Below are 23,672 nucleotides of genomic sequence, written 5' to 3'. Positions count from 1 at the left end.
CGAACTCGGTTGTGAAACTTCACCGTGGCCAAGATACTTGTCGGGTTGCCGACCGGGACAATAGCTCGATGCCAGGATTATTCTTTCCTACCCCTCAATCCCACAAGATTGGGGGGTTTGGTTTTATCTAAGCTATGCTCTGAATTAACACAAAAGGTTGCACGATTAGTGTATTAAAAAGGTTATCGGGATGGGAATTCCAATCACTTAACTGCTCTTGTGTCGGTTTTTCTAGTAGTTTTTCCCCGATCCAATTCTGCACTTGAGCAACCTGATCACCAGCGATCGCTTCTGCCACTTCGATTAAATTGAGGGAATCGGAAACCAGGATCAGCGCATCCCTTTGAGCATGGGGGATCAAGTCACTCCACTCCACTTCGGCTAATTCCTCTAATAACTGCTCGTGAATATTACCCATACTGTCAATCCTTGCGAAAAAGCTCGCTCAATAACGAATTAGCTCCTCTTTCTAGCATACAGGCAAAGGGACAGCCGATTTCCATATACAGTAATTAGGGTTGGCTGAATAAATCTAAAAACCTTGTTGGGTAAGACTTTTAGACTTTTTGTCAATCAAAAAGTACCAGACTGGGAGTGAGCAGGGGGAAAATTCAGGTACTTTTTCCCTGAAAATTAGGTAGTTGACCACCTGAAAATCGGTAAAACCCTACACCCCACACCCCACACCCTGCCCCCAAGAAAAACTTTTTGCCGCAAACCCTAATTATCACTGTTTACTGATCACTGAAAAAGCTGACGGCTGACGGCTCAGATGTGTAATTAATTGTGCTTAGAACCTTATGACCGAAGCGATTCGCGCCCCTGGGAAAGAAAGGCAGTGCTTCTCCTTCTCTGCTGTCCCAAGAGAGTCCTTCCACAGAGTCAATGCCACTGGCGGCTTGACACCTCTCCTGAACGGTTACAAAATTACTACTGGACTTGACAATTAAATAATTAAATTTTGTTTAACTGAGTATTTTTACTTAGGGTAAGCCGCTAAGATAAAAATAGGAGCGGTAAAAATAAAAAACAGTAAGCAGTCTTTATTGAGTTTAGGTAAAGTGAACCCAGAGGAGGGATAGGGTAATCGCATAAAAAGACCTCTTGACAGATACAGCTTGGCCTCAACCATTGACCATGCAAACGTTTCAGACTTTTGCTTTGTAACGAAACAGTCATAAACCTGACGTAAGCAATACTAAAGCAAATATTCGGTCAAAACCCAAAACCCTGTATCAGCAAAACTTTTTGCCATTCTCAATTGTCAGGTTATGTTGAAGTGCGTGCGATTGCCCTGTAATTAGTTTTATGTTAAAAGAACTTCAGAAATCAGTTGTAGAGGAAAAAATGCTTTGTTTATCTGTAGAATCAAAATCTAAAGGCGAAATTTTTCAGGACATTTCTACTTTTGTAGATATCTTGAACCATAGAGCATTGCAGCAAGCCGAGCAAACAGCTTATATCTTTTTGGCTAATGGAGAAACAGAAACCGCCAGACTGACTTATCAGCAATTAGAGCAAAAAGCAAAAGCTTTGGCGGCTCAACTTCAGTTACAAATGTCTCCGGGAGAAAGAGCTTTATTGCTCTATCCATCGGAGGAAGAATTTATCATTGCTTTCTTTGCCTGTTTATACGCGGGTGTTATTGCCGTTCCCGTTTATCCTCCCCGACGTAATCAAAAGCTCTCTCGACTACAAGCAATAACTAAAGATGCCCAAGCCAAACTGGCCTTAACTACTACATCCTTATTAAATACTATTGAGGAAAAATTTTCGAGTGACCCTGAGTTAATAACAGTACCTTGCCTAGCTACTAATAACATCCCGGATAAGCAAGCAGAAAACTGGCAAAAACCGAATCTTTCTTTAGAGGACATAGCTTTCCTACAATATACTTCTGGTTCCACAGGTATGCCTAAGGGAGTTATGGTTAGTCATAAAAATTTACTTTATAATGAAAAACTGATTGCTTCTGCCTTTGGACATACAAGCGAAACTATTGGTGTAGGATGGTTGCCACTATTCCATGATATGGGACTAATTGGTAACGTATTACAACCAGTGTACGTCGGATTTCCTTGTGTGATTATGCCCCCAGAAGCATTTATCCAAAAACCGCTCCGATGGTTACAGGCTATTTCTCGCTACAACGCTACCAGTAGTGGCGGTCCTAATTTTGCTTACGAATTATGTGCTGATAAAATTAAACCTCAAGAGCGAGAAAATCTGGATTTAAGTTGTTGGGATGTAGCTTTTACTGGGGCCGAACCTGTTCGAGCGGCTACCTTAGAAAAATTTGCTAATACTTTCGCTGATTATGGTTTTAAGAGAGAGGCATTTTATCCTTGTTATGGGATGGCTGAAACTACTCTATTTGTATCGGGGGGAATTAAAAGCCAATCTCCTGTGATTGAAGCAGTTGATAAATTAGCTCTTTTAGAAAATAGTGCCGTTACTATTAACTCTCAACACCCGAATGCTCAATTATTAGTTGGTTGTGGTCACGCTTGGTTATCAGAAAAAATTGTAATTGTAAATCCTGAATCTTTAACTGAATGTCGAGATGGGGAAATAGGGGAAATTTGGGTATCTAGTGACAGTGTAGCTCAGGGTTATTGGAATCGACCCGAACAGACAGCAGAAACTTTCAAAGCTTATTTAGCTGATACCCAGGTTGGGCCATTTCTGCGGACAGGAGATTTAGGATTTTTACTGGCTGGTGAGTTATTTATCACAGGAAGAATCAAGGATTTAATTATTGTTCAAGGACGTAATCATTATCCTCAAGATATTGAATCCACCGTCGAAAAAAGTCACCCAGGATTGCGGCAAGGGTGTGGAGCAGTATTTTCAGTGGAAATTGCTGGTCAAGAAAGGCTAGTAGTTGTTCAAGAAGTCGAACGAAGCTATCTGCGTAAATTAGACTCACCAGCGGTAATTGAGCAAATTATTCGCTCTGTTGCCGAAGAACATCAACTAGATGTTTATGCCGTGGCACTGCTGAAAACAGCAAGTATTCCCAAGACATCTAGTGGCAAGATTCAACGTCAAGCTTGCCGAGCTAGTTTTCTAGCAGGAACTCTTAATGTGATTGGGGATTGGAGTAAGAATCCTGAACATAAGAATGGATTTAAGCAGCTTAAATCAGATATTAACTCTCTGCTAAAACAAGTCAAAAGTTATCAGGTTGTTGAAGAATTCTCTGAGGTCAGTCAGAATCAAATTGTGTCCGATACTCAAGAAGCAATTGAAGAGTGGCTAATTAAAAAAGTTGCAGAGATCTTGCAAATAGCACCAGAAAAAATAGATATTCAACAAGACTTAGCAAGTTATGGACTGAGTTCTTTAGCGGCAGTAAGTCTTTCGGGAGAGCTTGAGCAATGGCTGGGGAAAAGTGTATCTCCTATGCTGGTTTATGAATATCCTAGCATTCATGCGGTTGCTCACTATTTAGCCCTAAATGGATTAAGTTCTGAAGCTCTAGCTACAACTTCATCCACAGTCGCTCAAAAAACCTCATCACAACCTCAAAATGAGCTGATCGCTATTATCGGTATTGGCTGTCGTTTTCCTCAAGCTAAATCTCCAGACGCATTCTGGCAACTATTACGCCAAGGAGGGGATGCAATAACAGAATTATCTTCTCAAAGATGGAATCATCAAGAACTGGGCAATTTAAACCCCATAAATGGTGGATTTTTAGATAATGTTTATGATTTTGATCCTCAATTTTTTGGCATCTCACCTCGGGAAGCAGTGGAAATGGATCCCCAGCAAAGACTTCTCTTAGAAGTTAGTTGGGAAGCTCTCGAAAATGCTTGTATTGCCCCCGAAACTTTAGCAGGGAGTCAAACAGGTGTATTTGTTGGCATCAGTAGTGATGATCATGCTCGCTTGTTATCTAAAGATAATGAGTCTATAGGCACTTACTATGGCACGGGTAACGCTTTTTGTGTGGCGGCTAATCGTTTATCTTATTTTCTAGATTTCCATGGACCTAGTTTAGCTATAGATACGGCCTGTTCTTCCTCGTTAGTTGCTGTCCACGAAGCTTGTAAGAGCTTAACAGATGGGGAATGTCATCTCGCATTAGCAGCCGGGGTAAATTTGCTGCTATCTCCCCAATTAACTATTAATTTCTCAAAAGCAGGGATGTTAGCCGCTGATGGTCGCTGTAAAACCTTTGATGAACGTGCTAATGGCTATGTAAGGGGCGAAGGTTGTGGGGTGGTTATCCTCAAACGCCTAGAGAAGGCTATTCAAGACGGCGATCGCATTTATGCAATTATTCGCGGTTCAGCAGTTAATCAAGATGGTCACAGTAATGGACTAACTGCACCCAATAAACAAGCTCAACAAGCTGTTATTAAAAAAGCCTTAGCCAAAGCTCAGGTAAGCGCCAAAGATATTAGCTACGTGGAAGCTCATGGTACAGGTACATCTTTAGGGGATCCGATTGAGCTTAATGCTCTCAAAGAAGTATTAATGGAGGATCGTCAATTAGATCAGCCCTGTTGGATCGGCTCTGTAAAAACTAATATTGGTCATCTCGAAGCAGCCGCAGGAATTGCCGCACTGATTAAAGTTTGCCTCGCTTTACAAAATCGTGAAATTCCTCCTCACCTTCATTTGCAAAAACTCAATCCTTATATTTCTCTAGAAGGAACTTCCTTATCTATTCCTACTCAATTACAGCCTTGGAAAAAGGGTAAAAAAGGGCGATTAGCTGGGGTATCTTCTTTTGGTTTTGGTGGCACTAATGCTCATGTTATTTTAGAAGAATTTGTTCCGGAAACCTTGGAGCAAGAGCAAAATAAACCATCTCTTGCTATCTTGACTATTACCGCTAAAACTAAGTCATCTTTGCGAGAATTAGTATCAAGTTATCACAATTATCTTCAAGCAAATCCGCAAATCAACTTACAAGACTTTTGCTTTAGTGCTGATGTGGGGCGCTCGCATTTTCATCATTGTTTAGCTATTCAAACTGAGTCTTTAACTCAATTACAATCCCAGTTAGAGGCTATTATTGAGGGCAAAGAAGCTGGGGGAATTTTGACCGGTGAACTATCGCACCAGAAGCACCAGAAAATTGCGTTTCTTTTTACAGGTCAGGGGTCACAATATATCAATATGGCCCGGGAACTTTATGAGACTCAACCTACTTTCCGTAGAACCCTTGAACACTGTCAAGAGATTCTTAGTATCTATTTAGACAAACCTTTGCTATCTATTCTCTATCCTCAAGAGGGAGAGAACTCACCCATAGATGAAACAGCTTACACCCAACCCGCCTTATTTGCCATAGAATACGCACTCGCTCAATTATGGAAATCTTGGGGTATTGAACCTAGTGCAGTTATGGGTCATAGTGTAGGAGAATATGCGGCCGCTTGCATTGCCGGGGTGTTCAGTCTTGAAGATGGGTTAAAACTCATCGCTTATCGAGGTCGTTTAATGCAAGCATTACCGTCTAACGGTAAAATGGTAGCAGTTACTGCCGACGAAGAAACTGTCAGACGTGCCATTATTTCTTATGAAAAACAGGTTTCTATCGCTGCTATTAATGGGCCATCTAGCATTGTTATTTCTGGGGACAGTCAAACCGTTGATGCAGTAGTCGCTAATTTAGATACCGAATGGGTGAAGACAAAAACCTTACAAGTTTCTCATGCTTTTCACTCACCTTTGATGGAGCCAATATTGACCGAGTTTGCCAAAATTGCCCGAGAAATCACCTACTCAAAACCAAATATTAGCTTAATTTCTAATGTCACTGGTAAAATAGCGACAGCCGAAATAGCTACGCCTTCTTATTGGGTAAATCATATTCGCCAGACCGTAGAGTTTGCCGCAGGAATGAATACACTAGCGAGCCACGGTTATGAGGTTTATCTAGAAATTGGTCCCCAACCCATTTTAATAGGAATGGGAAGTCATTGTATTCCAGAAGGCAAGGGAGTATGGTTGCCAAGTTTGCGATCTAGAAAATCAGATTGGCAACAAATGTTACAAAGTTTGGCAGAATTATATGTTAAAGGAACACCTGTAAATTGGACTGGATTTTCAAAAGATTATTCCTATCATCGTTTGAGTCTGCCAACTTATCAATTTAGCCGACAATTGTATTGCCATGGCAGTATATTGTCCGACTGCTCCACTACAAGAGTTGAGTCAACCAATGGTAAAGGACATATTTCTCACAACAATCCTCAGGGTACTCAGCAATTTGAGTTATACTCTAGCAATGGCAATGGACATCTTCATCCTTTAATAGGAAAACGGTTACATTTGCCACTAAAACCAATTATCTTTGAATCTCAAATCAGTCAAGATTGTCCCAATTATATTCAACACCATCAGATTCAAGCAACCACTATTTTCCCTGCTACTGCTTACTTAGAAATGGCTCTTGTCGCTGGGATCAATGTTTTTAAATCCGACTCAATCAGCCTAGAAGATGTGAAGATTGAGCATCCCTTATTTTTCGAGGGTAATCAAGTCAAAGACATCGAGTTAATTCTGACTCCTCAAGATTCCCAGACTTATACCTTTGAAATTTTTAGTCTTAATCCTGTTGGCGATTCTTGGACACTTCATACTTTGGGTAAAATTATCAAAGTAACAGATATTACTCAACCCAGTCCAGTCAACTTAGAAAACTTATCAATTGATTCTCTTGAATCCGTAAATGTTGAAGATTATTATCAACAATTACAACAACGAGGAATGGACTACGGAGCAAGTTTTCAAGCCATTACAGACCTGTGGCAGTATGAAGGAATGGCTCTCGGACAGATTCAGTTACCAGAACCCTTAGTTAATGAAGCTTGTAACTACAAATTACATCCCGTTTTACTGGATGCTAGTTTACAAGCATTAGGGGCGGCTTTATCAAGAGAAGACTCTGGCGATGCTTACCTACCTGTGGGTTTAAAGCAATATCAAGTCTATGGTTCTGTACCCCTTCATCTATGGAGTAGAGTTAAGTTAAATCAAGACTCTTCTGAGCCTTCCCAAACCATCACCGCAGATGTGGATTTATTTGATGACAGTGGGGTACTGCTTGCCGAAATTCAAGGATTATCAGTTAAGCGTATTAGTTCTCAAAAACTGGGGCAAGTTGTGCAAAAAGAGGAGACAGAAAACTGGTTATATGAAATAGTCTGGCGACCACAAAACCGTGATTTGAACTTACCTTTAACCGGAGCAGAAAATCTTGGCACTTGGTTACTGTTTACCAAGGGTGATGGAATGGGTTCATCTTTAGCTAATCAACTAACACAATTAGGTGAATATTGTATTATCGTTTCTGTTGGCTCTCACTATCAAAAGCTAAACCCAGAAAGTTATACAGTTAATCCTCTTGTTACCGATGATTTTACCAAACTTTTCCAAGAGAGCTTAGAAAATAAACCTCCCTTAAAAGGAATAGTTCATTTATGGAGTTGTGAGAATAATTCATCTACAGATTTATCTCTAGAAGCCTTACAAAAGGCGCAAGAAATAGGCTGTGGTAGTGTCTTGTCTCTAGTTCAAGCTTTAACTCAAAAACGAGGTACAAATTTACCCCGTCTGTGGTTAGTTACTCAAGGTGCACAAACTTTAGATCCCTCAGACACATCCTTAGCTATTGAACAAGCGCCTTTATGGGGACTTGGCCGAACGATCGCCCTAGAACATCCAGAATTACAATGTGTATGTGTGGATCTAGAAGCATCACCCAATGCTAACCAATCCCTACTTGTAGCGGAAATATTAGCTCCTGACAGCGAAAATCAGGTGATTTATCGTCAAGAAATCCGTCATGTTTCTCGACTGGTGCGACATAGTGCCCACAGCACAAGTCAACAAGAGAAAATACGCCCTGATAGCAGCTATCTAATTACTGGGGGTTTAGGAGCATTAGGATTAAAAATAGCTGATTGGATGGTTTCTCAAGGTGCTAAATATTTAGTTCTCACTGGACGAAGTGAACCAAATACAGAAGCTATCACATTGATTGAACGATGGAAACAGGCAGGAACTGAGGTAGTTATCATCAAGGCTGATGTTTCTAAACAAGAGGATGTTCAAAAATTATTCCAGAAAATGACAGTATCCTTACCCGTTATGCGTGGAATTGTTCATGCAGCAGGAGTGTTAGATGATGGACTCTTATCACAACTAGATTGGCCACGTTTTACCCGTGTTATGGCTCCCAAAATAACAGGAACATGGAATCTACATTGTTTTAGTTGGGATCTACCTTTAGATTTCTTTGTCTGTTTCTCGTCCATAGCCTCATTAATGGGTTCACCGGGTCAAGGTAACTATGCCGCAGCTAATGCGTTCATGGATGCTCTAGCTCACTATCGCCGGAGTTTAGGACTACCCGGACTAAGTATTAACTGGGGTCCATGGTCTGGAGTGGGTATGGCAGCCAATTTAGACAATCGCTTTTTTGCTCAAGGCATTAATCCCATCAGAATTGAGCAAGGGTTACAGATATTCGGTGAATTAATTCAAGAAAATATAGCTCAAATTGGGGTTTTATCCGTTGATTGGCCACAATTTATAGCATCTTATCCCTTTAATCTTCCTCTATTGACTCAAATTGCACAAGATGTAGGAGGATATGATGGATTATCAGCTACTCAGTCGCCAATTCTGTCTCAGTGGCAAGAGTCTTCCGGTGATTCGAGGATTTTGCTTTTACTTGCTTACATTCAAGGTTTAGTTGCTAAGAGTATAGGGACAGATGCTGCTCAAATTCATCTAGATCAGCCCCTAAAAACAATTGGTTTTGACTCCCTAATGACTGTTGAAATGAAAACTAAGCTAAGTGTTGATTTGGGAGTTGATATTCCTCTAACTAAATTTGTTGAAGATGTTACCGTTACCACTCTAGCCATTTTCGTGAATGAACAATTAATAGAGAAAGTCTCCATTTCTCCTGACCCTGTAATCAATCAAGTTGATGAAGAATTGTTAGCTCAACTCAATCAGTTAACCACCCAAGAAATTGAGGCGCTCTTAAGTTCTGTTTGATGGGAAAATGTTGGTATGATTCCCCCTGTTACACCCAGTAGGGTTAGCGGGGGATGAAATCCAAATCAGCAAGTTACAGATGAAAAAAGATTGAACAAAGATACTCTTAATTAAGGAGATTCGACAATGACTAATACTAGCCAAACTCTAAATAATCTTTCCTCTCAGCAAAAACTTCAACTCATTGAAAAATTGCGACAACAAAAGGAAAAAGCTAATTCAGATACAGTTACTTTAGTTGATTTTTCTAACTTTGATCAACAGCCAGCTTACCAGCAAATGAAGCGGCAATTGATGCAACTTGAAGCAATTGGTTTACAAAACCCTTACTTCAAAATTCATCAAGGAGTAGCTCGCAATATCACCCAAATTGGTGAGCAAGAATTGATTAATTATTCAACCTATAACTATCTGGGAATGTCAGGAGATCCCAAGGTTTCTCAAGCAGCCAAAGATGCTATTGATCGTTATGGAACTTCTGTTTCAGCTAGTCGTGTAGCATCAGGGGAAAAACCCATCCACCGAGAATTAGAACAGGAAATTGCTAATTTACTGGGAGTAGAAGATGCGATCGTTTATGTGGGAGGACACTCTACTAATGTTATTACTATTAGTCATCTTTTTGGACGCAATGATCTGATTGTTTATGACGCACTGAGTCACAATAGCGTTGTTCAGGGTTGTCTTTATTCAGGAGCAAATTTGTTCTCCTTTGCTCACAATGATGGGCAATCTCTTGAACAAATTCTTAAAGACAAACGTTCCAGCTATGAAAAAGCTTTGATTATCATTGAAGGAGTCTATAGCATGGATGGTGATATTGCCAACTTACCTAAGTTTATTGAACTTAAGAAACGTTATAAGACGGCTTTAATGATTGATGAAGCTCACTCTATTGGTGTACTTGGAAAGTCAGGACATGGTATTGGAGAATATTTCGGAGTTAACCCTACAGATGTAGATTTATGGATGGGAACTTTAAGTAAATCTTTCGCTAGTTGTGGTGGATATATTGCCGGCAACCATGCTTTGATTGAGTATCTCAAATACACTGCTCCCGGTTTTGTCTATAGTGTTGGCATTTCTCCGCCTAATGCCGCTGCTGCCTTAGCTGCCATTCGATTATTAAATGTAGAACCTGAGCGTGTAGAACTTTTGCATCAACGGGCAAAACTGTTTCTCCAGTTAGCCAAAGAAAGGGGACTTAATACAGGATTAAGCTATGATTCTGCGGTTATTCCCGTGATTATTGGCAATTCTTTGCAATGTATTCAACTGTCTCAAGCTCTTTTCTATCGTGGTATTAATGTTCAACCGGTGATTTATCCGGCTGTCTCAGAACAAACAGCAAGATTGCGGTTTTTTATGAGTTGTACTCATAGTGAGGAAGAAATTCGTTTTACGGTTGAAACGGTTGCTGATGAATTGAAAAAGATTCAAAGCTAATAGCTAAGTAGTCGGACATAAATTCTGTCGTCTGTCTTAAGAAATGTAATTCTGGCAATTCTTGCTGACTCCTGACTCCTGACTCCTGACTCCCACGGTTAACTTTACTTTTGTCTGACCACTTATCCGGTTTTTCATTCTAATCCGGCGTTCTCTAGTTTTTTTCTCTTTCTCGTTTTTATTCTTATTTGATTTTACTCATTTAGAGGCAAAAAAATGACTAGACTTTTAAAAATGCCAAAGCTGCTCTATCAAGTTGCTAAGGTAAAACTAAGCCAAGGGAATTCTAACCCTATTGCTGATTATGATAAAGGGGCTGTGTCTTTCGACGATTACTACTCTCGGAATCTTGGCAGTAGTGCTTTAGAACTTTGGGAAAAATTACCAGTTAAAGAAGGCCAAGTTATTGTCGATCTTGCTTGTGGTACTGGATTTTTTACTACCAAATTAGCTCACGCAGTTGGACAAACAGGTCAAATAATTGCTGTGGATCTCTCGGCTGGAATGCTCGAAAAAAATCAAGAAAAAGCTGTGAATCAAAATTTGAACAATATTCGCTTTGTTCAGTTAGATGGCCTTTCATTTTTAGATAGTTTATCTTCTAATTGTCTCGATGGTTTGGTTTGTGGTTGGGGAACTTGCTATATGAATCATACTCGCTTGAGACAACAGCTAGAAAGAGTGCTAAAAACAGGTGGTTTTTTCGGAATGATTGACAATACCTCTTCCTCTTTAAAAGATGTTTCTGATCTATTCACCCAGGTTTTAATGGATTATCCTCATGCAATGATCAAAAATATAAATATCAATCTTCCTAAAAATAACGATTACTTGATTAAAACTTTTGGTCATGGTCATCTTAAATCACAAAACGCATGGAATGGTGAAGTTATTATTCCTTGTGTTAATGGAGAGCAAATAGCTGATTATATGCTAAAATCTGTGGCATCTGCTGGTTTTATCGATGCCTTAGATCCGGCTTTAATACCTCAAATCTTTGAGACTTTTGTTAGTTACGCCAATCAGAGATTTTACTCTCAAAATCCCGTGGTAGTTAGGCATAAATTTTGTGCATTAGTAGCGATCAAAAATTAAACAAATTTGGTCAGATATAAGCAAAGTTTTTATCTGACTTATTGATGACAATTTGGCTGGTTTTAATCATTGATATTTGATGAAAACCAGCCAAGAATGAGCTGCATGAAAGTATCTAAAGGCTCACTATTTTCTGTACAAATTATTTATAATGGATGTGTGATATAATATAATCCAGTAGTTGAGAAAACCTAAACATGATTACCAGTTATCTAGAGCAAAAACAACGAAAGAAATAGCTATGAAAAATGATTCATTATCCAAGTCTTATCATCCTTTACGCTGGATTTTAGCCATTGCTATTGCTGCTACAACTATCACCAGTGTGGGGGGAGTTTATCAAGTTTTCCCCCTCAGATGGAATAATTCATCGCCCTCTGAATCAAAAGCAACAACGCCCCCTATTACCAAAGTAGCAGCATTAGGAAGATTAGAACCAGAAAGTGAAGTTATCCGTCTAGATGCTCCCTTGCCTTTAGATGGCGATCGCATAGAACAATTATTAGTTAAAGAAGGAGATAAAATAGTAACAGGACAAGTAATTGCGATTTTAGATTCTCGTAACCGTTTACAATCAGTAGTTAAACAAAATCAAGAACAGTTAAAAGTAGTTCAAGCGCGTCTAGCTCAAGTTAAAGCAGGGGCAAAGGTTGGAGAGATTAATGCTCAAAAAGCGATGGTAGAAAAGGCTAAAGCTGATTTAGAGGGACAAACTAGAGAGCAAAAGGCAACTATAGCCAAACTACAAGCACAGTTACAGGGAGAAAAAGCCACACAAAAAGCGACAATTGCCCGTTTACAAGCAGAACTAGAAAATGCTAAAACTGAATGTCAACGTTATCAGATGTTATATCAAGATGGAGTCGTATCTAGTTCTGATTATGATAGTAAGTGTCTCAATCAAAAAACCCTGCAAGAAAGTCTCAAAGAAGCGCAAGCAGATCTACAACGTATTATTACCACTTATCAAGAACAGATCGCCGAAGCTCAAGCTAACTTAGAGCGTACTAAGGCAACAGGAATACAGCAAATTCAACAAGCAAAAGCTACCCTTAATCAAGTGGCTGAAGTTCGTCCAGTTGATCTACAAATAGCGCAAGCAGAAGTTGATAATGCTGTGGCTAATTTACAACAAGCAGAAACCAACTTAAATCAAGTTTATATCAAGAGTCCTATTAACGGACAAATTCTCAAAATTCATACGCGAGTTGGCGAAAAAATTGGTGATTCTGGTTTGCTAGAACTGGCACAAACAAATAATATGGTGGCTGTAGCAGAGGTGTATCAAACTGATATTGATAAAGTGAAACTGGGACAACAAGCTGTCATTACTAGCCAAGCTTTTTCGGGTAAATTAAAGGGGACTGTCTCTCAAATTGGTTTACAAGTAAATCGGCAAAATGTCTTTAGTAGTCAACCAGGAGAAAATCTAGATCGCCGAGTCATAGAAGTCAAAATCCTTCTCAATTCTCAAGATAGTCAACGGGTAGCCAGCTTAACTAATTTGCAAGTACAAGTAGAAATACAAGTTGACAATCCTAATTCTTAAACCCTTAATATTGAGCCAATATATGCCAAAGAAACTGTTTCGTAAAACTCCCCTAGCCTTACTTCAGCTAATGAAAGAAAAAATTCGTCTTAGCGTTGCGATCGCTGGAATTGCCTTTGCTGATATTCTTATGTTTTTCCAATTGGGAATGTTAGATGCTTTGTTTGATGGTGCTGCGAAATCTCATCAACTTTTACAAGCGGATCTAGTCTTAGTAAACTCTCAGTTTCAAACCCTATACTTGGTTAAACAATTTCCGAGAGAACGATTATTTCAAACCCTCGCTTATGAACAGGTAGAATCAGTTTTACCTATCTATATAGGGTTTGCTCAGTGGCGCAATCCTGAAACTCAAATCAATCGCAATATTTTAGTTTGGGGAATTGATCCTGTTAATCCACCTTTTCTCCCTACAGAAATTAAGTCACATCAATCACAGTTAAACCAACTCAACCGAATCCTATTTGATCAAGGATCTCGACCAGAATACGGACCAATGACTGATTCATTCAAACAGCAAGGAAATGTAGAAATCCAGATGAATGATAAAACAGTAGATTTGATAGGTTTATTTAATATAGGAGCTTCTTTTGTAACTGATGGGAATGTCATTACCAGCGATTCGACTTTTCTTAACCTCTTTCCTGATAATAAACCTGATAGAATATCTATGGGTTTGATTAGGTTAAAATCAGGAGCTTCTCTTGAAAAAATTCAGGAACAATTGACAGCTAATTTACCCAAAGATGTGAAAGTGTTTACTCCGGCTCAATTAGCTCAAAATGAGATTAATTACTGGGAAGCTCAAGGGATTGGTTTTGTTTTTGGTTTAGGGGTAATGGTAGGGTTTATTGTTGGTATTGTAATTGTTTATCAGATTCTTTATGCTGATGTATCAGATCACCTACCAGAATATGCTACTATGAAAGCTATGGGCTACAGTGATGGCTACTTACTCGGTGTCTTAATACAGGCTTCATTATTATTAGCTATTTTAGGTTATATTCCAGGTTTTTTCTTTTCGATCGGACTGTATCAACTTGGTTATAGTGCTACTCAATTACCAATTATGATGAAGGTTAGTCGTGCTGTCATGGTATTAATATTGACAATTACTATGTGTGCTGTTTCTGGGGTGATCGCCATGAATAAACTGCGTTCTGCTGACCCAGCTGATATTTTTTAGTTTCGAGGATAGTTACAACTATGGAAATGCTGCAAATTGAATCTGTAACTTCATTAGAACCTGTTATATCTATCAATTCTCTTAATCACTATTTTGGCGAAGGAAAACTGCGTAAACAGGTATTATTTGATATTACTCTTAATATTAATCTAGGAGAAATTGTCATCTTAACAGGTCCTTCCGGCTCCGGCAAAACTACCCTACTAACTCTGATGGGGGGGTTACGTTCCGCTCAAGAAGGGAGTCTCAAAATTTTGGGACAACAAATATATGGAGCAAGCAAAAACCAATTAACCCAGCTTCGTAAACAACTTGGCTATATTTTTCAAGCACATAATTTAATGAGTTTTCTGACTGCTAAACAAAATGTTCGCTTATCTCTGGAACTTCATGAAGAATTTCTTCAGGAAGATTTAGACATCAAAGCACAAGCGATCTTAGAAACAGTTGGCTTAGGAAACCGAGTCGATTATTACCCAGAAAATTTGTCTGGGGGACAAAAACAACGGGTTGCGATCGCTCGTGCCCTCGTCAGTCATCCCAAATTAGTCCTCGCCGATGAACCGACTGCGGCCTTAGATAAACAATCCGGGCGCAATGTGGTGGAAATCATGCAGAAATTGGCAAAAGAACAAGGTTGCACGATTTTACTTGTCACCCACGATAACCGGATTTTCGACATCGCCGATCGCATTGTCAATATGGAGGATGGTCGTTTAGGCGATTAACTGCCCAAAAATTACTTGCCAAAAAGTGGCCTTTCATGTTAGACTAAAGTAATGTCATCTTGGAGAGGTGGCAGAGTGGTCGAATGCGGCAGATTGCTAATCTGTTGTACGAATCGTAAGACCGTACCGAGGGTTCGAATCCCTCCCTCTCCGTCTTCTTTCGGTATTTTCGATGACTGCTCGCCAAGATTATTTCTGCTCCGTATATGGTCCGGTTGCCTCTTGGCGTTTCGGCAGTTCCTTGGGCATCGATCCGATTGGTTTAGTTTCTACCTGTTCCTTTAACTGTGCCTACTGTCAGTTAGGAGAAATTGAGCAAAAAACCGAGCAACGAAGAGTTTTTATCACCAGCGAACAAATTAGCAGCGATTTAAGTGCCTTTGCCCCCTGGGACGTGGATATAGTCACTCTCAGTGGTAGCGGGGAACCCACCCTCGCCCTCAATTTAGGGGAAATACTGGCCACCGTCAAGGAAATAACCGAGCGGCCGGTGGCGGTCTTAACCAATAGTACCCTTTTGGGAGATGCCCAAGTGCGTCAAGACTTGAGCAAAGCTGATATCGTCGCCGCTAAAATCGATGCTGTTTCCGAGTCCCAATGGCGACGGGTTAACCGTCCAGTCCCCGGCCTGGATTGGCAGAGTTGTTGGTCGGGATTAAGACAATTTCGCCAAGAATGGTCGGGAAAACTAGCAATTCAAACCATGCTACTGGCCTCTTGGTCGCCCCAAGATCAAGACCGATACATCGATTTGATGCAACAGCTACAACCGGATGAAATTCAACTTAACACCCCGACCCGTCCCCGGGCAAGACAAAGACAATTAGAAACCCGTGGTAATAATCCCCTCAGCGCGAGCGACGGAATGCAAATTCTCAAACCCGTAAACGCTGAAATATTGGCGATTTGGGCGGAAAAAATCGCCACGGCCACGGGAATTACCGTGCGCTGTGTGCCGCTTACCGCCACAGGTCTCTAGGGCTTCGGCCGGGGTTTTTCTTCTTTCGGCTTGACATTAAAATAAGCCTCCATTACCTGACGTACCATAGGTGCGGCCACTTTACCACCACCACCGCCGGAATGTTCCGCAAAGGCGACCACGACAATTTCGGGCTTATCAAAAGGCGCGAAAGCTCCAAACCAAGCGTGGGACTTGCCTGGAGGTGCTTCTGCTGTGCCGCTTTTGCCCGCTACAGGCGGTAAAGCGGGGTCTGATAGGGCCCGCCCCGTTCCTTCCGCTACCACGGCTCTCAGGGACTTTCTCAGGGTGTCTAGGGTGCTAGGTTTCATGTTCAAAGATTTTCGCCATTCCTTAACATCCCGGGCATCCTGTAAAAGGTGCGGTTTCACCAAAAAACCGCCGTTAGCGGGGACAGCAAACATCACAGCTACCTGTAGGGGAGTCGCCAGGGTAAATCCTTGACCGATCGACATATTAATCGTATCCCCTACGGACCAATCCCAGTTTTTAAAATTACGCAGTTTCCAATCGCGATCGGCAATTAACCCCGGAGTTTCTTCCGCTAATTCTATCCCAGTTTTCTGACCGAAACCGTAGCGCCGAGCCGTGGCAATTAAAGTCGGTCCCCCCACCCCGCGACCAATTTGACCGTGAAAAGTGTTACTACTCATGGCCATGGCCCGGACAAAACCGATCGGACCAAAACCGGCGTGATTCCATTCCCCGAAAGCTGTCCCCCCCACATAAAGGGCAGCAAAGGTATTTAAGACCGTATTGGGGGGAAATTTCCCCGATTCCATGCCAGCAGTGGCAGTGACGACTTTAAAGGTGGAAGCGGGGGGGAATCCTTGGAGAGCGCGGTTAACAAACGGGTTGCCCTCCGCTTGCAGTTTTTTCCAAGTGGCGGTGGTAATTGGGGCCGAGAAAACATTGGGATCAAAACTAGGATAACTGACCATGGCCCGCACGGAACCATCCCGGGGATCGATCGCCACGATCGCACCCTTGCGTTTTCCTAAAGCGGCCTCGGCGGCTTTTTGGAGTTTTAAATCTAGTGTCAGGGTGACATCTTGCCCCGGTTTAGCAATTTTTTGGCCGAGAATTTGGATTACTTGTCCCGATCCGTTGACCTCTAACTGCATTCCGCCCCATTCTCCCCGCAATTTTGACTCGTAGGCGGCTTCTACACCCATTTTACCGACGACATCTCCCAATCGGTAGCCCTGGGGTCTTTTGGCTTGATATTCCTCCGGGGTTAGTTCCCCAGTATAACCGAGAATATGCGCCCCAATTTTACCATTGGGGTAGTAGCGCACTGATTCCACGTCCACTTCAATGCCGGTTAATTCGTCTTTGTATTCCTCTAGGGCGATAATTTGGGCCGGAGTTAAACCCCTAGCGATGCGGATCAGGGTGGAGGGGTTTTCGTCCGCTTCGTTAATGCGTTTTTCTAGGTCGCTTCTGGGAATGCCTAAAATACTGGCTAAACGGTCAAGATTGAGTTTTTGGGCGGGATTACGCTGGGATTTGGGCCAAATATAGGCTGCATGGGTTAAACGGGCTGTCGCCAAAACTTTGCCATTGCGATCGAATAAGTTGCCCCGGACTGGAGGTTTGGGAAGAATGCGAATCCGATTATTTTCTGCCCTTTCTCGGTTAATTTGTCCTTGCTGCAGTTGTAAATAGGCCAAGCGCGAGCCGACTCCTCCTAGCAGGACAAGGCTAATTAAGCCCATAATTAGCCATGACTGACGCTGACGACCGACTAGACGCTCTTTATCTTTAGTTTTATTCTGTAATTTATTCGGTGCTGGCCGCGTCGGCGAGGTGAGCGTTTTTTTCCGTTTCAGTTTGACTTTGGTTTTTGATAGGAGTCCGCTATTACGCATTTGCTTAAAGTTAAAAATTTAAAAGTTATTAGTCATCAGTTAGGGACTTGCGTGGGAATAATATCCCAGCCAGAAAATCGCTCTGTAGAAGAATTAGACCAGCCAGATGGCACATTATCAAAGCGCAAGTCCCTAACATCTCGAAGGCTCTCGCCCTACTTAGGGTGATCAGCAAACCTGATCGATCGGAGGGCGCAAGCTTTGCGCCCCTACAGTAACGGATTTTGTCCACAATGTAGGGGCGAACTGCGTTCGCCCAAAAGGTACATTATCAAAGCGCAAGTCCCTTATCAGATTTGAGTTCTAAGTGAGTAGTTTTAAATAGCACTTTCCTGATGTCTTTTCACTGGTTACTGCTTACTGAAAAGGACGCAATACTAGGTGATTTAGCTCCTCTGTTTACTAAAGTTCAGGGTATCTGCAATATATCTTAACAAAATCGGAGTAAATACTGGGAGTGGAAGGAACCACTCCAGACACAGAGGACACAAAGATTGATCGCTTCTATAGTAAGTTAAAGAGAGTCAGGAAACTGGCGCAGACATATAGTTAAGAGTTTGTCAAGTGTTTCTTAACTATATCTAACATTATCCCTGTTCAAAATGTAATCACACTGCGGATAGAATCCCCTTGGCGCATCAGGTCAAAGGCCTCGTTAATTCTTGCCAGAGGTAGAACATGGGTGATTAAATCATCAATGTTAATCTTGCCGTCCATGTACCAATCGACTATTTTTGGTACATCTGTACGACCCCTTGCCCCACCAAAAGCCGTACCTTTCCAGACCCGTCCGGTGACTAATTGAAAAGGACGGGTACTAATTTCCTGGCCGGCCCCGGCTACACCGATAATAGTGGCAACACCCCAACCCTTATGGCAACATTCCAAAGCTTGACGCATAATCTGGACATTGCCGATACACTCAAAACTATAATCGGCCCCACCCTTAGTTAAATCCACCAGATAGGCCACTAAATCCCCCTCGATTTCTTGGGGATTAACAAAATGAGTCATCCCGAATTTGGTCGCTAAAGCTTGTTTCTGGGGATTGATATCGACCCCGACAATCATATCGGCTCCCACCAAACGGGCCCCTTGAATAACGTTTAAACCGATACCTCCCAGACCAAAAACCACCACTTTTGCCCCCGGTTCCACTTTAGCGGTATTAATCACCGCACCGATACCTGTAGTGACTCCGCAGCCGATATAACAGACTTTTTCAAAGGGAGCATCGGGGCGAATCTTGGCTAGGGAAATCTCCGGCAGTACGGTATAGTTAGAAAAAGTCGAGGTTCCCATGTAGTGATAAAGAGGCTGACCATCGAGGGAAAAACGACTGGTTCCATCCGGCATTACTCCCCGACCTTGGGTAAGACGAATTGCTTGACAGAGATTGGTTTTAAAGCTGAGACAGTATTCGCACTGACGACATTCGGGAATGTATAGGGGAATAACATGATCCCCCACTTTTAGGCTAGTGACACCTTTTCCCACTTCTACCACGATTCCGGCCCCTTCATGGCCTAAAATTGAGGGAAATAAGCCTTCAGGATCGGCTCCAGAGAGAGTATAGGCATCGGTGTGACAAACTCCCGTGGCTTTGATTTCTACTAACACTTCCCCCGCTTGCGGTGCGGCTAATTTTACCGTTTCAATAGTTAGGGGTTTTCCTGCTTCTAGGGCAACTGCCGCTCGAACATCCATAGGCTCAAAGCAATAGGTTTTTTCCAGTATAATACCGTTAAACTGCTGAAGAGTTGTAATAGAACAATTCTCAACTTATCTCTATGTTAGTCCTCACCATCCGCGAAGAAGGAATTAACGATGGTGGCTTTACTGCTACTCTCAATTTTGATAGCGGTAACAGCTACCCAATTACGGTTACTGACCCCTTTACTAACCAAGAAGAAAAAGACCTAGAATGGTACTTTGAGGAATGGTTAGTATTTCCGACGCTAGAGACGGATAAAGCGCAAAAAGCCGCCAACAGTGTCCAAAACTATGGCGAAAATTTATTTAAACAGGTTTTCCAGAGTAATTTAAATGCTTATGGGGAATATCGAGACTTGCGAAAGCAGTTAAGTCAACTGCAAATTATCATCGAAAGTCAGTCGCCAGAATTTCAAGCTTTACATTGGGAAGCGCTGAAAGATCCTGATTTACCGCGTCCCTTTTCTATAGATTGTATCATCTCCCGCCAGCGTCGAGGGGCTACAGTTGTCCCGGTGCAAATGGCCACTTATCCTACTATCAATCTTCTGGTGGTGATTGCGCGTCCTAATGAGGAATCTGATGTTAACTATCGCACGATTTCCCGTCCTTTAGTAGAACTGGTAAATAGTAGTGAAATACCGGTAAAAATTGATATTTTGCGTCCCGGAACTTATGAATCACTAACCAGACATCTGGATGAGAAGGGAGAAGGATACTATCATGTTATTCATTTCGATGTTCATGGCGGATTAATGGAATATGAACAGTACCAAAGACAGGTTCACGGGGACTCTTGGCGCTATCAAAGGGGATGGGGACTGGAGGATTTAGCAGAATATGAGGGAGTAAAAGCTTTTCTGTTTCTGGAAGGAGAAGAAAAAGGTCAAGCGACTCCGGTAGAAGCGACGGAATTAGCGAATTTACTCACTGGGAAAAATATCCCTATTTGTATTCTCAATGCTTGTCAGTCAGCAAAGCAAATTTCCCAGGAATCAGAAGACTATCGGGAAACCAGTTTAGGAAGTCGTTTGATGACTGCGGGAATGCAAGCTGTGGTGGCGATGGGATATTCGGTGACGGTTTCTGCAGCTAAGTTGATGATGAAACCAATTTATCAGCAATTATTGAACGGAAAAGACCTAACGGAAGCGATGCGAAAGGGACGGTTAGAGTTATTCAATAATAAGCAACGCCGCGCCTATTATAATACGATAATAGATTTAGAAGATTGGTTATTACCGGTGATTTATTGTCGCGGTAAAATTAATCTCAATTTGCGTCCATTTACTCCAGAAGAGGAGGAAAAATACTGGGAACATATCGGCAATCAATATGTCTTTCCTTTACCAGAATACGGCTTTGTCGGCAGGGATTTAGAAATTCTCAAGATGGAAAAGGCGCTGCTGAAACATAATATCCTTTTACTTAAAGGAATGGGAGGGACAGGAAAAACTACTTTACTCAATTATCTACGAGAATGGTGGCAGAAAACCAACTGGGCGACCCATATTTTCTATTTTGGTTATGATAGAAAAGCTTGGACGTTAGAACAGATTGTCCATGAAATCGGTCAGGGAATTTATAATCGTTTTGAACAGGCGAGTTTCCAAGCGATGAACCTGAAAGCGCGAGTAAAGAAACTAGAGCAAAAACTCCGCAGTGAGGCGTATATTCTGATTTTAGATAATCTGGAGTCGGTGACGGGACAACCGTTAGCAATTCAGAATACTTTACCGGAGAATGAGAGGGAAGAAATCGCCGAATTTCTCAAGAATTTGGTCGGGGGAAAAACGAAGGTGATTTTGGGTTCTCGCAGTGAGGAAACTTGGCTGCAACGCAGGACTTTTAAGGAGAATATCTATCCCTTACAAGGATTAGACCAAGAGTCGAGAACTGAATTAGCGGAGAGAATTTTAGAACGTCAGGCGAAGAGTCGGAAAAATGCGATTAAAAAGGATGATTATTTTAAACGTTTGATGAAGTTGTTGGCGGGATATCCGTTGGCGATGGAAGTGGTATTAGCGAATCTGAAGCGACAGTCACCGGAGGAGATTTGGCAAGGGTTACAGTTGGCGGAATTAGCTGATGTGGGGGATAAGGATAAGACTAATAATATCATCAAGTGTGTGGAATATTCCCACAGTAATTTGTCGGAGGAGGCGCAGAAGTTGTTACTCTGTTTAGCACCTTTTAGTGGGGTTATTTTCAGGGGTGTTATTCGTCAATATAGCCAACAACTACAGCAATTAGAACCTTTACAAGGCTATCAATTTGACCAATTTGATGCAGCGATTGAAGAAGCGATTCATTGGGGTTTGCTTTCGCCGATGAGTGAAGAATTGCCAGATTTTCTGACGATTCAACCCATTTTTCCCTACTTCTTGAAGACGAAGTTAAAGGAATTAGCACCAGAGACACAAGCAGCAATTTGGGAGGGTTTTAAGAATCATTACCGAGACTTGGCAGGTAGTTATTTTGATACCTTACTAAATTCCAAAAATCCGAAAGAGAAGCAGTGGGGGATATTGTTCTGTCGCTGGGAGTATGAAAATCTGTTTAATGCTTTGCAAATCGCCCTCAATCAGCAAGAAAGCGTACTTGGTATTATTTCTTGCTTGCTAACCCAAGATACTCAGGCTAATTTAAAGCTCCTAGAGTTCGTTCTCGAAACTGTTGAAAACTATCCCCCTGAAGCCAAACAAGGGCAGGTGGCAATAGAAATCATTGGTATAATTGACGAGGCAGGAAGCAAATATTTAAAAAGTAACAATTATCAGAAAGCGAAAGAGATTTACCAAAAAAGCCTCGAATTAATCAAGCAAATTAGTGAAAGTTACAGTCAATTGAAGCAATCTTTGCAAGCCAGCACCCTGCACCAGTTGGGAATGGTAGAGTACGAATTGAGGGAATGGGAGCAAGCCCGAAGCTACTACCAGCAAGCCCTTGAGATCGACATTGAATATGGGGATCGCTTCTCCCAAGCCAACACCCTGAAAGGTTTGGGATCGGTAGCGCACGAATTGAGGGAATGGGAGCAAGCCCAAAGCTACTACCAGCAAGCCCTTGAGATCGAAATTGAATATGGGGATCGCTTCTCCCAAGCCAGCACCTTGCAGTATTTCGGAATCCTAGCGCAAGAATTGGGGGAATGGGAGCAAGCCCGAAGCTACTACCAGCAAGCTATTGAGATCTACATTGAATATGGCGATCACTATTTCCAAGCCAGCATTCTGAAATGTTTGGGATCGGTAGCGCAAGAATTGGGGGAATGGGAGCAAGCCCGAAGCTACTGCCAGCAAGCTATTGAGATCTACATTGAATATGATGATCGCTTCTCCCAAGCCAATTCCCTGTACCTTTTGGGAGGGGTAGCGGAAGGAGTTGGGGAATTGAGCCAAGCCAAAAGTTATTACCTGCAAGCTATTGAGATCTACATTGAATATGGGGATCGCTACTCCCAAGCCAGCACCCTGCACCAGTTGGGAATCATTGCGCAAGAATTGAGGGAATGGGAGCAAGCCCGAAGCTACTACCAGCAAGCTATTGAGATCTACATTGAATATGGCGCTGCCGGAGGCACGCAAAGCGCCCGCTATGAGCAAGCTGGAACCCTGCACCAGTTGGGAAGGGTAGCGGAAGAAGTTGGGGAATTGAGCCAAGCCAAAAGTTATTACCTGCAAGCCTTACAAATTTTGGCAGAATTTAACGATGGTTACATGATACAAACCTATTCTTTGCCTCGTCTTGTTGCTCTTTATCGGCAAACGCAAGATGAGGAGATTTTCGTTGCTGCGGCTGATATTTTGGGGGTTGGGGTTGAGGAGGTGCGGGGTTTGCTGGAGGGTTAGAATGGGTTTTGGGCGTAGGCTGCGTGTTTGCGGCTATCAATTCAGTTAACGTAAGTAGCTGGTTATAATTAAATTAAAAATGGATTTTAGGTTCGATCCCCCCTGCCCCCCTTGATCTATCCATTAGTCACATCTTTCTTAACATAAAATTTGACAAAAAGAGAAAAGTGTGCAAGATGGCTCAAGGGGGTTCTATGGGGGGACTAATTTGATGAGATAGTTTC

At 41.9% G+C, this 23,672-nt stretch carries 11 protein-coding genes and 1 tRNA gene; 9 read left to right on the top strand and 3 right to left on the bottom strand.

Translation table 11 applies throughout. The annotated features are described in order from the left end of the window. Nucleotides 1-127 precede the first annotated feature (127 nt). Nucleotides 128-418, bottom strand: coding sequence for a DUF2288 domain-containing protein (locus tag H6G40_RS19250; protein ID WP_002775585.1), 291 nt, complete (start codon nucleotides 416-418; stop codon nucleotides 128-130). Between the two features lie 890 nt (nucleotides 419-1,308). Here H6G40_RS19250 and H6G40_RS19245 point away from each other — a divergent pair. The 8 genes from H6G40_RS19245 to H6G40_RS19210 all read left to right on the top strand — a co-directional run bounded on the left by H6G40_RS19245 (nucleotide 1,309) and on the right by H6G40_RS19210 (nucleotide 16,013). Continuing rightward, entirely contained in the window at nucleotides 1,309-9,030 is a 7,722-nt protein-coding gene (locus tag H6G40_RS19245; protein ID WP_069473823.1) for a type I polyketide synthase, read from the top strand. Between the two features lie 126 nt (nucleotides 9,031-9,156). Continuing rightward, nucleotides 9,157-10,476 (top strand): aminotransferase class I/II-fold pyridoxal phosphate-dependent enzyme, encoded by a 1,320-nt coding sequence (locus H6G40_RS19240; protein ID WP_069473822.1) that lies wholly within the window; start codon nucleotides 9,157-9,159, stop codon nucleotides 10,474-10,476. 216 nt (nucleotides 10,477-10,692) lie between these two features. Further along, nucleotides 10,693-11,571, top strand: a complete 879-nt coding sequence (locus tag H6G40_RS19235; protein WP_069473821.1) for a class I SAM-dependent methyltransferase — start codon at nucleotides 10,693-10,695, stop codon at nucleotides 11,569-11,571. A gap of 241 nt (nucleotides 11,572-11,812) precedes the next feature. After that, entirely contained in the window at nucleotides 11,813-13,120 is a 1,308-nt protein-coding gene (locus tag H6G40_RS19230; RefSeq protein WP_069473820.1) for an ABC exporter membrane fusion protein, read from the top strand. 22 nt (nucleotides 13,121-13,142) lie between these two features. Next, complete coding sequence (devC, locus tag H6G40_RS19225; protein ID WP_069473819.1) at nucleotides 13,143-14,306, top strand: ABC transporter permease DevC; 1,164 nt, start codon at nucleotides 13,143-13,145, stop codon at nucleotides 14,304-14,306. Between the two features lie 20 nt (nucleotides 14,307-14,326). Further along, the gene (locus H6G40_RS19220) at nucleotides 14,327-15,034 is read left to right on the top strand and encodes a DevA family ABC transporter ATP-binding protein (protein WP_069473818.1); all 708 of its coding nucleotides are present in this window, start codon (nucleotides 14,327-14,329) and stop codon (nucleotides 15,032-15,034) included. A 61-nt stretch (nucleotides 15,035-15,095) separates the two neighbouring features. After that, nucleotides 15,096-15,187, top strand: a tRNA-Ser gene (locus H6G40_RS19215). Nucleotides 15,188-15,206: 19 nt separating this feature from the next. Then, nucleotides 15,207-16,013 carry a radical SAM protein gene (locus H6G40_RS19210; protein WP_069473817.1) on the top strand — a complete coding sequence of 269 codons (807 nt, stop codon included), beginning with the start codon at nucleotides 15,207-15,209 and terminating at the stop codon, nucleotides 16,011-16,013. Here the strand turns inward: H6G40_RS19210 and mrdA are convergent. Then, nucleotides 16,010-17,884, bottom strand: coding sequence for a penicillin-binding protein 2 (gene mrdA, locus H6G40_RS19205; RefSeq protein ID WP_190538151.1), 1,875 nt, complete (start codon nucleotides 17,882-17,884; stop codon nucleotides 16,010-16,012). The two genes, H6G40_RS19210 and mrdA, sit on opposite strands and share 4 nt — an antisense overlap. A 597-nt stretch (nucleotides 17,885-18,481) precedes the next feature. Then, complete coding sequence (locus H6G40_RS19200; RefSeq protein ID WP_190538150.1) at nucleotides 18,482-19,591, bottom strand: S-(hydroxymethyl)glutathione dehydrogenase/class III alcohol dehydrogenase; 1,110 nt, start codon at nucleotides 19,589-19,591, stop codon at nucleotides 18,482-18,484. An 83-nt stretch (nucleotides 19,592-19,674) separates the two neighbouring features. On the opposite strand from H6G40_RS19200, the gene H6G40_RS19195 reads away from it, so the two are divergent. Next, nucleotides 19,675-23,448 carry a CHAT domain-containing tetratricopeptide repeat protein gene (locus H6G40_RS19195; RefSeq protein WP_190538149.1) on the top strand — a complete coding sequence of 1,258 codons (3,774 nt, stop codon included), beginning with the start codon at nucleotides 19,675-19,677 and terminating at the stop codon, nucleotides 23,446-23,448. Nucleotides 23,449-23,672 lie beyond the last annotated feature (224 nt).

It is taken from the genome of Microcystis viridis FACHB-1342, from assembly GCF_014698335.1.
GTDB classification, from domain to species: Bacteria; Cyanobacteriota; Cyanobacteriia; order Cyanobacteriales; family Microcystaceae; genus Microcystis; species Microcystis ichthyoblabe_A.
The sequence above is the reverse complement of the archived record's forward strand: the minus strand, read 5'-3'. Positions and strand labels throughout refer to the sequence as shown.

Coding starts and splice junctions, on each gene's coding strand:
- H6G40_RS19250 (WP_002775585.1), bottom strand. CDS start 418: ATGGGTAATATTCACGAGCAGTTATTAGAGGAATTAGCCGAAGTGGAG.
- H6G40_RS19245 (WP_069473823.1), top strand. CDS start 1,309: ATGTTAAAAGAACTTCAGAAATCAGTTGTAGAGGAAAAAATGCTTTGT.
- H6G40_RS19240 (WP_069473822.1), top strand. CDS start 9,157: ATGACTAATACTAGCCAAACTCTAAATAATCTTTCCTCTCAGCAAAAA.
- H6G40_RS19235 (WP_069473821.1), top strand. CDS start 10,693: ATGACTAGACTTTTAAAAATGCCAAAGCTGCTCTATCAAGTTGCTAAG.
- H6G40_RS19230 (WP_069473820.1), top strand. CDS start 11,813: ATGAAAAATGATTCATTATCCAAGTCTTATCATCCTTTACGCTGGATT.
- devC (WP_069473819.1), top strand. CDS start 13,143: ATGCCAAAGAAACTGTTTCGTAAAACTCCCCTAGCCTTACTTCAGCTA.
- H6G40_RS19220 (WP_069473818.1), top strand. CDS start 14,327: ATGGAAATGCTGCAAATTGAATCTGTAACTTCATTAGAACCTGTTATA.
- H6G40_RS19210 (WP_069473817.1), top strand. CDS start 15,207: ATGACTGCTCGCCAAGATTATTTCTGCTCCGTATATGGTCCGGTTGCC.
- mrdA (WP_190538151.1), bottom strand. CDS start 17,884: ATGCGTAATAGCGGACTCCTATCAAAAACCAAAGTCAAACTGAAACGG.
- H6G40_RS19200 (WP_190538150.1), bottom strand. CDS start 19,591: ATGGATGTTCGAGCGGCAGTTGCCCTAGAAGCAGGAAAACCCCTAACT.
- H6G40_RS19195 (WP_190538149.1), top strand. CDS start 19,675: ATGTTAGTCCTCACCATCCGCGAAGAAGGAATTAACGATGGTGGCTTT.